Here is a 14695-nt window from a genome sequence, read left to right on the forward strand (position 1 = left end):
GGCTCCCTGGATTATTCGGCGGCGAGGCGGATCTCCGCCTCGGGAATGAAGGCGACCGGCCGCGGGCCGGCCAGTTCGGCGATGGTGACGGCGGACAGCGCGTCGCGGATGGCGGCGTTCACCGGCTCCCACCGGCCACGCACCGGGCAGCCGCCGCCGGCCTCGCAGCCGCCGCCGCCGCCCTCGACGCAGGCGGTCAGCGCGATCGGGCCGTCGAAGGCGGTGATGACCTCGCTGAGGCGGATCGCCCCCAGCGGGCGGGCCAGCACGTAGCCGCCGCGGGCCCCGCGCAGGCCGACCACCAGGCCGCACTGCGCCAGGATCTTCAGCACCTTGGCCACGGTGGGCTCGGCCAGGCCGGTGCGCGCGGCCAGCTCCGGCGCGCTCTGCCGCGCATCGGGGGCCTCGCCCATGCGGGCCAGCACCACCACCGCATAGTCCGTCAGGCGGGACAGCTTGAGCACCGGTTCTCTCCTCGACGCCGCTGAAATAGGACCCCTCGCGTCCTCTTTCCAGGGGGGCGGCGGGAAGGCTTCCCATGCCCGCCTTGCATGGCGTCGGGGCGCGCCGCACCCTCCGGCTTCAAGCTGGGGGACGGGCATGCCGCTGATTCGCACCAGGGACGGGGTGGACCTGCACGTGGAGGAGGCGGGCCGCGGCCGGCCGCTGGTGTTCGTGCACGAATTCGCCGGCGACGCCGCCTCCTGGGAGCCGCAGATGCGGTTCTTCGCCCGGCGCTTCCGCTGCATCACCTACGCCGCCCGCGGCTACCCGCCTTCCTCCCTGGCGCCCGCCTACGGGCAGGAGCAGGCGCGCGACGACCTCGTCGCCGTCATCGAGGGGCTGGACCTGGCGCCCGCCCATGTGGTGGGGCTGTCCATGGGCGCCTTCGCCACGCTGCACCTGGGGCTGCACGCGCCGCACCTGGCGCGCTCGCTCACCGTCGCCGGGGTCGGCTACGGCGCCATGCCGGCGGAGCACGCGGAGTTCGCCGCCGCCGCCCGCACCAATGCGGAGGCCATCCGCCAGGGCGGCATGGACGCCTTCGCCGCCCGCTACGATTCCAGCCCGGCACGCGTCACCTTCGCCGCCAAGGACCCGCGCGGCCACGCCGAGTTCCGCGCCCGCTTCGCCGCCCACCCGGCCGAGGGCAGCGCCGGCACCATGCAGGGCGTGCAGGGCGGCCGCTCCAGCCTGCACGACTTCGCCGAGGGGCTGCGCCGCCTGCGCGTGCCCACCCTGCTGGTGGCGGCCGACGAGGACGCCCCGTCGCTGGACGCCACGCTGTGGCTGAAGCGCACCATCCCCGACAGCGGGCTGGCGGTGTTCCCGCGCACCGGCCACGCCATCAACCTGGAGGAGCCGGACCTGTTCAACCGCACCCTGCTCGACTTCCTGACCGCGGTGGATGGCGGCGCCTGGCCCTTCACCCGAAGCTGACGGAAACCTTGCCCAGCCCGTCGAACGCCACCTCGACGGCGCAGGGGCCCTCCAGCCAGATGGGCGGCGTGACGCTGCCCAGCCACACCACCTGCCCGGCGCGCAGCCCGCCGAACTCGCGCGCGGCGGGCGACGTCGCCAGCCAGCGCAGCGCCTCCAGCGGGTGGCCCAGCAGGTCGCGGCCGAAGCCGCCGCCCTTGACCTCGCCGTCCACCCGCAGCTCGCCGCGGATGGCGGCCAGGTCCAGTTCCCGCCAATCCGGCGGCGCCTGCCCCAGCACCCCGGCGGCGTGGAACACGCAGTCCGCGATCAGAGTCGGCGTCCCAAGTTCGCCGAGGTCGCCGTAGCGCTTCTCCACGATCTCGATGGCGGCGAAGGCTTCCGCCACGTCGGCGATGCCGGCCTCGGCGCCCCAGGGCACGTCGCGGCCCAGGCGCACCGCCACCTCGCACTCCACGCCCGGGTGCAGGAAGTCGCCGAAGCGCAGCCGCGCGCCGTCCGGGTGGGGGGAGGTGGCGGGCACGAAGCCGGCGGCCGGGCCGGTCAGCCCCAGGTAGTCCTGCATCTGCCGCGTGGTGGCGCCGATCTTGAAGCCCCAGGGCGGCACGGCGCCCAGGCGCTGCGCCACCTGGAGCTGCACGGCGTAGCCGGCCTCGGGCGTGGCGGGGGCGGCGGCGCCCAGCGGGGCCAGCACGCGCCGGGCCCGGCGCGCCTCCAGGATCAGGTCGGCGGCGTCCATCATTCCCTCCCCAGTTCGTAGAGCGCCACGGCGGCGGCGTTGGACACGTTCAGGCTCTCCATGGCCGGGCGGATCGGCAGGCGCACCAGCTCGTCGCAGCCCTCGCGCGTCAGGCGGCGCATGCCCTCGCCCTCGGCGCCCAGCACCAGCGCCACGCGGCGGCCGGTGAGGCCGGATTGCGCCAGGGTGACCGGTCCCGCGGCCTCCAGCCCCACCACCCACAGGCCGGCCTTCTTCAGCGCCTCGATGGCGCGGGCCAGGTTCACCTCGCGCAGCACCGGAACCACCTCCAGCGCGCCGGAGGCCGCGCGGGCCAGGGCGCCGGTCTCGGGCGGGGCGTGGCGTTCCTGCATCAGCACGGCGGCGGCGCCGAAAGCGGCGGCCGAGCGCAGGATGGCGCCGACGTTGCGCGGGTCGGTCACCTGGTCCAGCACCAGCACGGGGCCGGTGGTGCCTTCCAGCACCGCCTCCAGCGCCGGGGCGGGCAGGGGCTCGGCCAGCAGGGCGGCGCCCTGGTGCACCGCGTCGGCGCCCACCACGCGGTCCAGCCGCTCGCGCTCCACGAATTCGGGGGCGATGCGCCAAGGGGCGGGCACGCGCTCGGCCAGCTCGGCCTCGGCGCCGCGCGTCACCAGCAGGCGGCGCAGGCGGCGGGCAGGGTTGGCCAGGGCGGCGGCCACCGGGTGCAGCCCGTGCAGCCACACCCCTTCCTCCGTCGCGGCCTGGGCGTCGGGGCGGGGGGCACGATGGGGCGGGCGGCGGCGCATCGCGGCATCAAGGGCCGGAAGGGCGGCGCTGGCAAGCCGGGGCGCCAGCGGCTAGACTGCGCCCCGCGGCGGGGGCAACGTCGCCGCGCTCAATCGCCTTTCTGGCATCTCCGGGGCGTGGTTCCGCGCAACCGGACCATGCCCCGGCAGGGCGGCGGGCCCCTGTGGCGCAACGGTAGCGCACCTGATTTGTAATCAGGTGGTTGCAGGTTCAAATCCTGTCGGGGGCACCATCCTTCCCACCCCGGACCGGGTGGCCGCGCGCGCCGCGCCGCGCTAGACCGCGCGCTCCATGCCGGCCACTCCCGAACAGGTGCTGCACGAGGTCTTCGGCCATGACGGCTTCCGCGGCCGCCAGGCCGAGGTGGTGCACCACGTCTGCGAGGGCGGCTCGGGCCTCGTGCTGATGCCCACCGGCGGCGGCAAGTCGCTGTGCTTCCAGGTGCCGGCCCTGGTGCGGCCCGGGCTGGCCATCGTCGTCTCGCCCCTCATCGCGCTGATGGAGGACCAGGTGGCGGCGCTGCGCCAGCAGGGCGTCGCCGCCGCCGCCCTCCATTCCGAGCTGGAGGAGGAGGAGCGCCGCGCCGTCTGGCGCGACATCCAGGCCGGCCGGCTGAAGCTGCTCTACGTCTCGCCCGAGCGGCTGACGATGGAGGGCATGCTGGAGCGGCTGGCGGAGCGCCCCCTCGCCCTGTTCGCGGTGGACGAGGCGCACTGCATTTCCCAATGGGGCCATCACTTCCGCCCCGAATACCGCGCGCTGACCACCCTGCACGAGCGCTTCGCCGAGGTGCCGCGCCTGGCGCTGACCGCCACCGCCGACCCGCGCACGGCCGAGGACATCCGCCGCCTGCTGGGGCTGGAGGAGGCGCCGGTCTTCCGCTCCTCCTTCGACCGGCCGAACATCCACCTCGCCGCCGTGCCGCGCGACGCCGAGCGCACGCAGCTGCGCGCCTTCCTGCGCGGGCAAGCGGGGACGGGCATCGTGTACTGCGGCACCCGCGCGCGCTCCGAATCCACCGCGGAATGGCTGCGCGCCGACGGGCACGAGGCGCTGGCCTTCCACGCCGGCATGCACGCGGCGGCCAAGCGGGAGGCGCATCGCCGCTTCGCCCGCGGCGAGCAGGTGGTGATGTGCGCCACCATCGCCTTCGGCATGGGCATCGACCGGCCGGACGTGCGCTTCGTCGCGCACCTCTCGCTGCCGCAGGGGCCGGAGGGCTGGTACCAGGAGATCGGCCGGGCCGGGCGCGACGGGCAGCCCGCCCGCGCCCTGCTGCTCTACGGCGCCGGCGACATCGCCCTGGCCCGCCACCGCATCGCCGAAAGCCCGGCGGGCGACGAGCAGAAGCGCATCGAGCGCGCACGGCTCGACGCCATGGTCGCCATCGCCGAATCCGCCACCTGCCGCCGCCGCACCCTGCTGCGCTGCTTTGGCGAGGACCTGCCGGCCGATTGCGGGCGCTGCGACGTCTGCGCCGCCCCGCCGCGGCTGGTGGACGCCACGGAGGCGGCGCAGAAGCTCATCTCGGCCGCGGTGCGCACCGGCAGCCGCTTCGGGCTGAACCACCTGGTGGACGTGCTGCGCGGGCGGATGACGGACAAGGTGGCGCAGTTCGGCCACGACCGCCTGCCCACCTTCGGCAAGGGCAAGGGGGTGGCCGACCCGGTGTGGAAGGACGTCGCCCGCCAGTTGGTGGCCGAGGGCGCGCTGGACGTGGCGGTGGAAAGCCACGGCGAGCTGGTGCCCACGGAGGCCGCCCGCCCGCTGCTGCGCGGCGAGCGCGCCTTCCTGCTGCGCGAATCCTCCTTCCGCGCCGCCGCCCCGCGCGAGGACCGGGTGCCCCCGCCCTCCGACGACCCGCTGTTCGGCGCCCTGCGCGACTGGCGGCGCGAGCAGGCGCGCGCACAGCAGGTGCCGGCCTACGTCATCTTCCACGACCAGACCCTGGCCGAGATCGCCCGGCGCCGCCCGGCCTCGCTGGACGAGCTGGCGCAGGTGCCCGGCGTCGGCGCGTCCAAGCTGGAGCGCTACGGGGCGGCGGTGCTGGCGGCGCTGGAAGGAGCCTGAGCGTCCGCGCCACGGAGGGTTGCATGGCGGTTGAAGTTTTTTCCGCCTTGCCCAACATTCTTCCCAGACAACGGGAGGGAGGGGACCAACCCCATGGACGGACAAGTCGCTCAGGGCAAATGCCCCGTCATGCATGGCGCGCCGAAGCACGCCAGCGTCAGCGGCCGCGGCAACCGCGACTGGTGGCCCAACGCGCTGAACCTGCGCATCCTCCACCAGCACCATCCGGCCGGGAACCCGCTGCCGGCGCAAGACTACGCCAAGGCCTTCGCCAAGCTGGACCTCCAGGCCGTCATCCGCGACCTGCACGCGCTGATGACCGACAGCCAGCCCTGGTGGCCGGCCGACTACGGGCATTACGGGCCCTTCTTCATCCGCATGGCCTGGCACGCCGCCGGCACCTATCGCACGGCGGACGGGCGGGGCGGCGCCGGCTCCGGCCAGCTGCGCTTCGCGCCGCTGAATTCCTGGCCCGACAACGCCAACCTCGACAAGGCCCGCCGCCTGCTGTGGCCCATCAAGCGCAAGTACGGCAACGCCCTGTCCTGGGCGGACCTGTTCGTGCTGACGGGCAACGTCGCGCTGGAATCCATGGGCCTCAGGACCTTCGGCTTCGCCGGCGGCCGCGCCGACGTGTGGGAGGCGGACGAGGACGTCTACTGGGGCGCCGAGGACACCTGGCTGGGCGACACCCGCTATTCCGGCGACCGCGAGCTGGCGAACCCGCTGGCCGCGGTGCAGATGGGCCTGATCTACGTGAACCCGCAGGGCCCCAACGGCAACCCGGACCCCAAGGCCTCCGCCCGCGACATCCGCGAGACCTTCGCGCGCATGGCGATGAACGACGAGGAGACGGTGGCGCTGGTGGCCGGCGGCCACACCTTCGGCAAGTGCCACGGCGCCGGCGACGCCGCCCATGTCGGGCTGGAGCCCGAGGGCGCGGAGATCCACCAGCAGGGGCTGGGCTGGGCCAGCAAGTTCGAGAGCGGCTTCGGCGTGCACACCATCACCTCGGGCATCGAGGGCGCCTGGACCAACAACCCCATCGCCTGGGACAACGGCTACTTCGACAACCTGTTCCGCTACGACTGGGAGCTGACCAAGAGCCCCGCCGGCGCCTGGCAATGGACGCCCAGGAACCCCGAGGCCCAGGGCACCGTCCCCGACGCGCATGACCCCGCCAAGCGCCACGCGCCGATGATGACCACGGCCGACCTCGCCCTGCGCGAGGACCCGATCTACCGCGAGATCTCCGAGCGCTTCCACAAGAACCCGGACCAGTTCGCCGACGCCTTCGCCCGCGCGTGGTTCAAGCTGACCCACCGCGACATGGGGCCCAAGGCGCGCTACCTGGGCCCGCTGGTGCCCGACGAGGAGCTGATCTGGCAGGACCCGGTGCCGCCGGTGGACCACCCGCTGGTGACCGAGGGCGACGTGGCGGCGCTGAAGCGGGAGGTGCTGGCCTCCGGGCTTTCGGTGGCGGAGCTGGTGGGCACCGCCTGGGCGGCGGCCTCCTCCTTCCGCGGCTCGGACAAGCGGGGCGGCGCCAACGGCGCCCGGCTGCGCCTGGCCCCGCAGAAGGACTGGGAGGCCAACGACCCCGCCCGCACCGCCCGCGTGCTGGGCGTGCTGGAAGGCATCCGCGCCACGTTCAACGCCGGCCCCTCCGGTCGCAAGATCTCGCTCGCCGACCTGATCGTGCTCGCGGGCGACGCCGGGGTGGAGCAGGCGGCGCGCGCCGCCGGGACCGAGGTGGAGCTGACCTTCCACCCCGGCCGCACCGACGCCACGGCCGAGCAGACCGACGCCGCCTCCTTCGAGCCGCTGGAGCCGATGCAGGACGGCTTCCGCAACTTCGCCAAGCCCAGCCAGGCCATGCCGGCGGAGGAGGCGCTGGTGGACCGCGCCCAGCTGCTGACGCTTTCCGCCCCCGAGATGACGGTGTTGCTGGGCGGCCTGCGCGTGCTGGGCGCCAACACCGGCGGCGCGCCCCATGGCGTGCTGACCGAGCGGGTGGGCGCCTTGACCAACGACTTCTTCGTCAACCTTCTGGACATGGCCCACGAGTGGAAGCCGTTGGAGGGCCAGCCCGGCCTCTACGAGGCCTGCTGCCGCAAGGCCGGCACGCGGAAGTGGACGGCGACGCGGGTGGACCTGGTGTTCGGCGCCAATTCCCAGCTGCGCGCCCTGGCCGAGCTGTACGGCCAGTCCGACGCGCCGGAGGCCTTCGCCCGCGACTTCGCGCGGGCCTGGAGCAAGGTGATGCACCTGGACCGCTACGACCTGAAGCGCTGACGGGCTACCCCGGGGGCGGGCCGCCGGCCCTCCCCCGGCATCTGGAAGGGAAGGAAACCGGCCACATGCCCCTGGCGGCGGACACCGCCCTGGCCGAGGAGCTGCGCCGCGCCGGCCTGCCCGGGCGCGGCCCGCTGCCCCGCCTGCTGGCGCTGCTGCGCGCGGAGGGCGAGACGCACCTGCCGCTCTCCGCCGTCGCGCGGCTGGCGGAGCGCGCGGCCATCGCCCCGGCCGAGCTGCCGCGCCTGCTGGACGCGCTGGTGGCGCGCGGCCTGCTGGGCCGGGTGCCCGGCACCGCCGAGCCGCTGTTCGACACGGTGACGGAGCCGCACTCCCACATCGTCTACGACGACACGGCGCAGACGGTGGACCTGCACGTCTCGCCCGAGACGCTGGTGGAGATCCTGCGCCGGACCCTGGCCGAGCGGCCGGGGGAGGTGGAGGTGCTGGTGCGGGTGCGCGGCGCCGCTACGCCCCGCTGAGCAGCCGGCCGCCGCGCAGTTCCCACCGCGTGCCGTGGAAGCCCGCCAGCGCCGGGCGATGCGCGATGGACACCAGCGTCACGCCCGGCAGTCGGGCCAGCAGCTCCTCGTGCAGGCGCCGCTCCATCGCCGGGTCCAGGCTGGCCGTCGCCTCGTCCAGGAACAGCCAGTCCGGCTTGTTCAGCAGGGCGCGCGCCCATTGCAGCCGTTGCTGCTCGCCGCCCGAAAGGCGCTGGGACCAGGCGTCCTCCTCCTCCAGCCGGGCGGAAAGGTGGGGCAGGCCGACGGCGGCCAGGGCGTCCTCCAGCGCGGCGGGGGTGAAGGCGTCCGGGGCGGCGGGATAGGCCAGGGCCCGGCGCAGCGTGCCCAGCGGCAGGTAGGGGCGCTGGGGCAGGAATAGCGCCCGCGCCCCTTCGGGCACCAGGACGCGGCCCTCGCCGAAGGGCCAGATGCCCGCCATCGCGCGGAACAGGGTGGACTTGCCCGAGCCCGAGGGGCCGGTGACCAGCACGCGCTCGCCCTGGCGGATCGCGGCGTCGGCGCCCGACAGCAGCACGCGCCCGTCCGGCAGCGCGAGGGTGACGCTTTCCAGCCGCATCTCGCCCGCGGGGCCGGGGACGGCCTGGGGGCCCTCGGCGGCGTGGGCGCGGGCGGCCCCGACCGCCTCGCGGAAGCCGGTGAGGCGGGCGACGGTGGCGCGCCAGGCGGTCAGCGCCGCGTAGTTGTCCACGATCCAGGACAGCGCGCCCTGCACCTCGTTGAAGGCGCCGGCGGTCTGCGTCAGCCCGCCCAGCGGGATGCGCCCGGCGAAGAAGGCGGGAGCAGCCACCACGTAGGGAAACACGATGGCCACCTGGGAATAGCCGGCGGTGAAGAAGGTGAGGCGCTTGGTCGCCACCATCAGCGCCCACCAGTTCTCCATCAGGGCGCGGAAGCGGGCCAGCAGCCCGGCCTGCTCCTCCGCCTCGCCGCGGTGCAGCGCCACCCCTTCGGAGCTGTCGCGGAAGCGGACCAGGGCATAGCGGAAATCGGCCTCCACCCGCTGCTGGTGGAAGTTCAGCCGGGCCAGCGGCCGGCCGATCACGTGCGCCAGCGCCGTGCCCGCGCCGGCATAGAGCAGCGCCACCCAGACCAGCGCGCCCGGCACCGCGCCGGTCACGCTGGCCGAGAGCGACCACAGCACCACGATGAAGGACAGCAGCGTGACCAGGGAGCGCATCAGCCCCAGCCCGAGGGCCAGCGTCTCGTCCACGAACATGCGGGCGTCGTCGGCCACGCGCTGGTCGGGGTTGTCGGCGCCGGCGGGGGCCAGGGCGAGGCGGTAATGGGCGCGGCCAGCCAGCCAGTCGTTCACCATTTCGGCGGTGATCCAGCGGCGCCAGCGGATCTGCAGCGCCTGGCGCAGGTACAGGGCGTAGACCGCCACCAGGATGTACAGCGCGGCGATCCAAGCGAAGCCGGGCATCGGGCCGCTGTCGGTGTCCGCCCAGGTGAACAGCAGGGCGGAGAACTGCGGGGCGTCGCGGGCCTCCAGCGCGTTGAAGAACTCGCGGTTCCAGAAGGACAGCAGCACCGACATCGCCACCAGGGCCAGGTTCAGCCCGACCACCACGCCCAGCAGCAGGAAGGCGCGCCCGCGCTCGGGCGAGCGCCAGTAGGGCGCGGCCAGCGCCCAGGCGTCGCGCAGCCCGGCGCCGCTCACGCGCCGAATTCCGCCGCCAGGGCGGCCAGCGCCGGGTCACCGGGGGCCAGCCGGGCGGCCTGGGCCATCAGCAGGGGCGCGGCGGGGCTGCCGGCGGCGCGCAGGCGGCGCGCGGCGTCGGCGAAAGCGGGGGCGGCGTTGGCCCAGCCCAGGTGGCCCGGCGCTGCCGGATAGCGCGGGGCCACCAGCTGCTCGGCCGCGGCGGCCAGGGCGCGGCGCAGCATCGGCCCGTCCGGCGCGGCGGCCCAGGCGCGGGCGATGCGCGCATGGGCGCGGAAGGCCTGGTGGCGGCCCATGCCGCGCAGCATGCCGTCCGGCGCGACGCGGTAGTGGTACAGCGCCAGCGGCAGGCACAGGATGTCCAGCCCCGCCAGGGCGGCGCGCAGCAGCAGCTCCCAGTCCTCGAAGGCGGCGCGGTCGGTGGTGAAGCCGCCCAGGCGCTCCAGCGCCTCGCGGCGGATCAGGAAGCCGGCATCGCCGAGGCGGTTGTCGGTCAGGCCGAGCTCCGCCGGGCCGCCCAGGGGAATCCAGCCATTGGGCAGGGCGGGGTGGTCCTCCGGCCCGCGCGTCTCGCCGGAGAACTCGTGCAGCTGGCAGGTGACGACCGCCGCCCCCGAATGCAGCGCCGCGCGCACCAGGGAAGAGACGAAGTGCGGGTAGGCCAGGTTGTCGTCGTCAAGGAAGGCGACGAACTCGCCGCGCGCGGCGGCGATGCCGGCGTTGCGCGCCGCTCCGAGATAGGCGTTGGCGGGCTGGCGCAGCAGCCTCCAGCCGCGCGCCGCCAGCCGCGGCTCCAGCGCCGCCAGGAAGGCGCGGGCGGCGGGCGAGGGGCTGGCATCGTCCACCACCACCACCTCCAGCGCCGGCCAGTCCTGCGCCTCCAGGCTGCGCAGCGCCTCGGCCAGGGGGAAGGGGCGGTCATAGGTGGGCAGCACCACCGTCACCAGCGGCGTGCCGGCGGCGGTGGCGGGTGGGCGGGCGGCCAGGGCGGCGGCCTCGGCTTGCAGGGCGGACCAGCGCGCCTCGGCGGCGGCGAAGGGGGTGGCCGGGCGCAACGCCGGGGCGCCGTGGGCCAGCCGCGCCGCCAGCGCCTCCGCCAGCGCCGCCGCCCCGCGCGGGAACAGCACGGCGGCGCGGTCCTCCGGATGGACCAGCTCCGCGATGCCGCCGACATCGGCGGCCAGGAACGGGGTGCCGGCGCCCAGGCATTCCAGCACCGTGTAGGGCGAGTTCTCCGAGGAGGAGGCGATGACCGCCAGGCGCCCCGGCGCGGCCAGGAAGGCGCGCGCGCCCTCCACGTCCAGCTCGTTGCGCACCTCCCACGGGAAGGGCCAGCCGGCGGCGGCGCGGGCGATGAAGGACAGCCCGTCCGTGCCGCCGGCCTCGCCCACCTTGCCGAGGAAGGCGACGCGCGCCGGCGGGGTTCCGGCGCGCACCAGCCGGGTGACGGCCTCGCAGAACAGCGCCAGCCCCTTGCGCTCCTCCAGCCGGCCGAAGAACACCGGCTCGGTCACCGCGCGGGGGGTGCCGGGGCGGCGGGGGAAGGCGCCGGGCAGCAGGTTGGGAATCACCTCCGCCCGCGGCAGCACCCAGCCCTCGGCGCGCACCCAGCCGAGCAGGTAGGCGCTGGGCGACACCACGAGGTCCGCCAGCTCGGCCGAGCGGCGCTCCATGTGGGCCACCTCCAGCGCCCCGGTGCCGGGCAGGAAGTCGTCGCTGTGGCGGCGGTGCCACTCGGTGGGGGAATGCAGCTGGCACACCAGCGCGGTACGGCGCAGCCCCAGCCCGGAGCGGCGCAGCTGGGCGGCGAAGAAGCCGATGCCGCGCCATTCGTGGTAGTGCACGACGTCGAAGTCGCGTTCCGCCAGCCAATGCGCCGCCAGCAGGGACAGGCGCGGCTCCGCCTCCGCGGCGTCGAGCGTCTCCATCCGCAGGCCACGGCGCCGCAGCCGCGCCACCCATTCGGCCAGGGGCGCCGTCTCGGAGAAGGCGGCCGGGTAGAGCAGCGTCACCTCGTGCCCCGCCGCCAGCAGGGCGTCGGCCAGGCTGGCGAAGGCGGTGCCGATGCCGCCATTGCGGATGGGGCCGGCGAAATCCAGCGTCAACAGGCAGATTCTCATGCGCGTTCCGCCACTACCACGACGGAGCGCCCGTCCCAGCCCGTTTCCAGGCGGCGGGCACGCCAGCCGGCCTGCCCCAGCAGCGCCACCAGCGCCAGGCGGTCCATGAAGCTCCACCACGCCGTGCCGGTCAGCCCGGCCGCATGGGCCTGCGCGGCGGTGAAGCCGCCGGGGAACAGGCGATACTGCTCCAGCTCGACCGCGCGCGCCGCCCACCACGCCGCCATGGCGCGCGACATCGCCGGCGTCATGGAGACGGCGAACCAGGTGTCGCCCGGGCGGAAGCCGGCCTCCGCCAAGGCGCCGGAGGCGCCCACCACCGGGGTTTCCAGAACCAAGTGACGCGCCCCGGTGGCCGCCAGCGCGCGCAGCCGCGCCAGCGGCTCCTCCCGGTGCACCAGCTGCCCGCCATCCACCACCAGATCGGGGCGGAAGCGGGACAGGGCAGGGCCGGGCTGGCCGTCCAGCCACCAGCAGGGACCTGCATCCACCACCCGCGCGCCGCCGACCGGCAGGCTGGTGGCGCGCGGCGGCGGCAGGCCGCGCTCCGCCGCCGCCTCGGCCAGCGCGGCGGCGGCGCCGTGGGGCTCGGGCGCCACCACCTGCACCGCCCGCGCGCCCGCCGCCTCGCAGGCCAGGGTGAAGCGGGCCACGCGGGCGGCATCGCCCCAGCACAGCAGGACGCGACGGCGCCAGGCCAGCGGCAGCGCCGCCGCCAGCAACCCGTCGCCGGCCGCGGGGTCGGGCAGCGGTTCCGGCGCGGCGGGCAGCGGCGGCAGGGACGGGCCGTCCGGCGGCGCCGCCTTGCTGCCCGGCGGCGGCGCCGCCTTGCGGCCGAGCAGGCGGCGCAGCGCCTTCACGGCTTGGCGGCCAGCCGGATGACCCCGCGCATCGCCTCGGGCGCGATGGGCTTGCCCTTGCGCAGGATGTCCAGCCGGCCGTCGGCGGCCAGCGCCGCGGCCTCCTTGCGCACCGGCGACATCAGCGGGCGCCAGGCCTCCGGCGCCAGCGCACGCGCCACTTCCGAGGGGCAGATGCTGCGGCCGGCGCCGCGGGCGGCCACTTGGCGCATGATCTCGGCCTGGATGAGTTCCGGTGTCAGGGGGCCAGCCACGTCATCGCCTCCGGTTCCCAGGTGAACAGCGCGCGGCGATGCCCCGCGGCGCAGAGCCACAGCCATTCCAGCCGGTCGAAACGCAGCTGCACCACGGCGAAGTCCGCCCGGCCGGCCTCGGGGTCGCGCGGGGCGGGGGGCGGGGCCGGGACCGGCAGGCCCGGCGCGGGCTGCGCCGAATAAATTTGGCGCGAGAAGGGGCGGCTGGCGGCCCAGGCGGCGTCGGCCACCGCGTCAGTCTGGTGCAGGGTGGCGCGGCCGCGCAGCCGCAGCTGCACCTGCCGCGCGGCGTCGTAGAGGTGCAGCTCCGCCCGGGATTCGCGCGCCAACTCGGCGACCTTGGCGGAGCGGGCATCGGTGTGCAGGCGCAGGCATCGTTCTTCGGCGGCGAAGCCGCGCAGCACCACGGTGCGGGCGCGCGGCCCGCCATCCGCGCCCACGGTGGCCAGGGTGGGGGTGTGGAAGGGCGAGCGGCGGTCGGCCACGCCGCGCGCCAGCAAGGCGAAGGCCTCCCGCCGCGCGGCGGCGAGGTCGTCGGCGAAGGCGGGGCGCGGGCCGGGCGGCCCCTGCGTGGGCATGCGGGGTTTGTGCGGCGCAACCCGCCCCCTTGTCCAGCCGGGCGCGCCCGCCTAAGCGCGGTCCACCCCCAATCAGGAGAGCGCCATGCCCGCCATCGCCGACATCATCGCCCGCGAGGTCCTCGACAGCCGCGGTAATCCCACGGTGGAGGCGGAGGTGGTGCTGGATGACGGCTCGCGCGGCCAGGCCATCGTGCCGTCCGGCGCCTCCACCGGCGCGCACGAGGCGGTGGAACTGCGCGACGGCGACGCGGCGCGCTTCGGCGGCAAGGGCGTGCGCAAGGCGGTGGCCAACATCGAGGGCGAGATCTTCGACGCCATCGGCGGCATGGACGCCGCCGAGCAGGTGAAGATCGACGAGGTGATGATCGAGCTGGACGGCACGCCCAACAAGGCGCGGCTGGGCGCCAACGCCACCCTGGCGGTGTCGCTGGCGGTGGCCAAGGCGGCGGCGGCCGCGCACGGGCTGCCGCTGTACCGCTACGTCGGCGGCGCCTTCGCGCGCACCCTGCCGGTGCCGATGATGAACATCATCAACGGCGGCAAGCACGCCGACAATCCGATCGACATCCAGGAGTTCATGGTGATGCCGGTGGCCGCCGGCACGGTGGCCGACGCCTGCCGCATCGGCGCCGAGATCTTCGCCAGCCTGAAGAAGGCGCTGCACGACGCGCACCACAACACCAACGTGGGCGACGAGGGCGGCTTCGCGCCGAACCTGAAGAGCGCCGACGAGGCGCTGGAGTTCATCGCCCGCGCCTGCGAGAAGGCCGGCCACCGCCTCGGCGAGGACGTGATGCTGGCGCTGGACTGCGCCTCCACCGAGTTCTTCCACGACGGCCGCTACGTGATGGAGGGCGAGGGCAAGACGCTCGATTCCGCCGGCATGGTGGACTACCTGGCGGCGCTGTGCGCCAAGTGGCCCATCGTCTCCATCGAGGATGGCTGCGGCGAGGATGACTGGGCCGGCTGGAAGCTGCTGACCGAGCGCCTGGGCGCCACGGTGCAGCTGGTGGGCGACGACCTGTTCGTCACCAACCCGGAGCGGCTGCGCCAGGGCATCGAGAAGGCCACGGCCAACTCCATCCTGGTGAAGGTCAACCAGATCGGCACCCTGACGGAGACGCTGGAAGCGGTGGAGACGGCGCACAAGGCGGCCTACACCGCCGTGATGTCCCACCGCTCCGGCGAGACGGAAGACAGCACCATCGCCGACCTCGCGGTGGCGACCAATTGCGGGCAGATCAAGACCGGCTCGCTGTCGCGCTCCGACCGGCTGGCCAAGTACAACCAGCTGATCCGCATCGAGCAGGACCTGGGCCCGGCGGCGCGCTACGCCGGACGCACCATCCTGCGCCGCTGAGCGAGTCCGTTCTGGACTTCTTCA

13 protein-coding genes and 1 tRNA gene are annotated in these 14695 nt (G+C 75.0%); 6 read left to right on the top strand and 8 right to left on the bottom strand.

Annotated elements, in window-relative coordinates; all coding sequences use genetic code 11:
• Positions 1 to 11 precede the first annotated feature (11 nt).
• Complete coding sequence (locus ACI6QG_RS03620) at positions 12 to 464, bottom strand: SUF system Fe-S cluster assembly regulator (RefSeq protein ID WP_407023199.1); 453 nt, start codon at positions 462 to 464, stop codon at positions 12 to 14.
• A gap of 136 nt (positions 465 to 600) precedes the next feature.
• Here ACI6QG_RS03620 and ACI6QG_RS03625 point away from each other — a divergent pair, with 136 nt between their 5' ends.
• Positions 601 to 1440: an alpha/beta fold hydrolase gene (locus ACI6QG_RS03625; protein WP_407023200.1), complete on the top strand. Its 840-nt coding sequence runs from the start codon at positions 601 to 603 to the stop codon at positions 1438 to 1440.
• On the opposite strand, the gene ACI6QG_RS03630 is transcribed toward ACI6QG_RS03625, so the two are convergent.
• Together ACI6QG_RS03630 and ACI6QG_RS03635 are read right to left on the bottom strand one after the other, a co-directional pair.
• Positions 1427 to 2179 (bottom strand): 2-keto-4-pentenoate hydratase, encoded by a 753-nt coding sequence (locus ACI6QG_RS03630; protein WP_407023201.1) that lies wholly within the window; start codon positions 2177 to 2179, stop codon positions 1427 to 1429. The genes ACI6QG_RS03625 and ACI6QG_RS03630 overlap by 14 nt on opposite strands.
• Positions 2179 to 2946 carry a TrmH family RNA methyltransferase gene (locus tag ACI6QG_RS03635; protein WP_407023202.1) on the bottom strand — a complete coding sequence of 256 codons (768 nt, stop codon included), beginning with the start codon at positions 2944 to 2946 and terminating at the stop codon, positions 2179 to 2181. The genes ACI6QG_RS03630 and ACI6QG_RS03635 overlap by 1 nt, the downstream gene beginning before the upstream one ends.
• A 158-nt stretch (positions 2947 to 3104) precedes the next feature.
• Here ACI6QG_RS03635 and ACI6QG_RS03640 point away from each other — a divergent pair.
• From ACI6QG_RS03640 to ACI6QG_RS03655, 4 genes are all read left to right on the top strand, one after another.
• A tRNA-Thr gene (locus tag ACI6QG_RS03640) sits at positions 3105 to 3179 on the top strand.
• Positions 3180 to 3238: 59 nt separating this feature from the next.
• Positions 3239 to 5017, top strand: a complete 1779-nt coding sequence (recQ, locus tag ACI6QG_RS03645; RefSeq protein ID WP_407023203.1) for a DNA helicase RecQ — start codon at positions 3239 to 3241, stop codon at positions 5015 to 5017.
• Between the two features lie 93 nt (positions 5018 to 5110).
• Positions 5111 to 7312, top strand: a complete 2202-nt coding sequence (katG, locus tag ACI6QG_RS03650) for a catalase/peroxidase HPI (protein WP_407023204.1) — start codon at positions 5111 to 5113, stop codon at positions 7310 to 7312.
• Between the two features lie 65 nt (positions 7313 to 7377).
• Positions 7378 to 7794 carry a hypothetical protein gene (locus ACI6QG_RS03655; protein ID WP_407023205.1) on the top strand — a complete coding sequence of 139 codons (417 nt, stop codon included), beginning with the start codon at positions 7378 to 7380 and terminating at the stop codon, positions 7792 to 7794.
• Here the strand turns inward: ACI6QG_RS03655 and ACI6QG_RS03660 are convergent.
• The 5 genes from ACI6QG_RS03660 to ACI6QG_RS03680 are packed head-to-tail and all read right to left on the bottom strand — an operon-like array spanning position 7781 to position 13308.
• A complete protein-coding gene (locus tag ACI6QG_RS03660) occupies positions 7781 to 9496 on the bottom strand; it encodes an ABC transporter ATP-binding protein/permease (protein ID WP_407023206.1) in 1716 nt (571 codons plus the stop codon). The two genes, ACI6QG_RS03655 and ACI6QG_RS03660, sit on opposite strands and share 14 nt — an antisense overlap.
• Positions 9493 to 11601: a glycosyltransferase gene (locus ACI6QG_RS03665; RefSeq protein ID WP_407023207.1), complete on the bottom strand. Its 2109-nt coding sequence runs from the start codon at positions 11599 to 11601 to the stop codon at positions 9493 to 9495. Before ACI6QG_RS03665 ends, ACI6QG_RS03660 begins: the two co-directional genes overlap by 4 nt.
• 11 nt (positions 11602 to 11612) lie before the next feature.
• Positions 11613 to 12476: a hypothetical protein gene (locus tag ACI6QG_RS03670; protein ID WP_407023208.1), complete on the bottom strand. Its 864-nt coding sequence runs from the start codon at positions 12474 to 12476 to the stop codon at positions 11613 to 11615.
• Positions 12473 to 12730 (bottom strand): DUF3253 domain-containing protein, encoded by a 258-nt coding sequence (locus tag ACI6QG_RS03675; RefSeq protein ID WP_407023209.1) that lies wholly within the window; start codon positions 12728 to 12730, stop codon positions 12473 to 12475. The genes ACI6QG_RS03670 and ACI6QG_RS03675 overlap by 4 nt, the downstream gene beginning before the upstream one ends.
• The gene (locus ACI6QG_RS03680) at positions 12715 to 13308 is read right to left on the bottom strand and encodes a pyridoxamine 5'-phosphate oxidase family protein (RefSeq protein ID WP_407023210.1); all 594 of its coding nucleotides are present in this window, start codon (positions 13306 to 13308) and stop codon (positions 12715 to 12717) included. The genes ACI6QG_RS03675 and ACI6QG_RS03680 overlap by 16 nt, the downstream gene beginning before the upstream one ends.
• Before the next feature lie 85 nt (positions 13309 to 13393).
• Here ACI6QG_RS03680 and eno point away from each other — a divergent pair, with 85 nt between their 5' ends.
• Complete coding sequence (eno, locus tag ACI6QG_RS03685; RefSeq protein WP_407023211.1) at positions 13394 to 14671, top strand: phosphopyruvate hydratase; 1278 nt, start codon at positions 13394 to 13396, stop codon at positions 14669 to 14671.
• Positions 14672 to 14695 lie beyond the last annotated feature (24 nt).

Origin of the sequence: Sabulicella flocculans (genome assembly GCF_045449635.1) — a bacterium.
Taxonomy (GTDB): domain Bacteria; phylum Pseudomonadota; class Alphaproteobacteria; order Acetobacterales; family Acetobacteraceae; genus Roseococcus.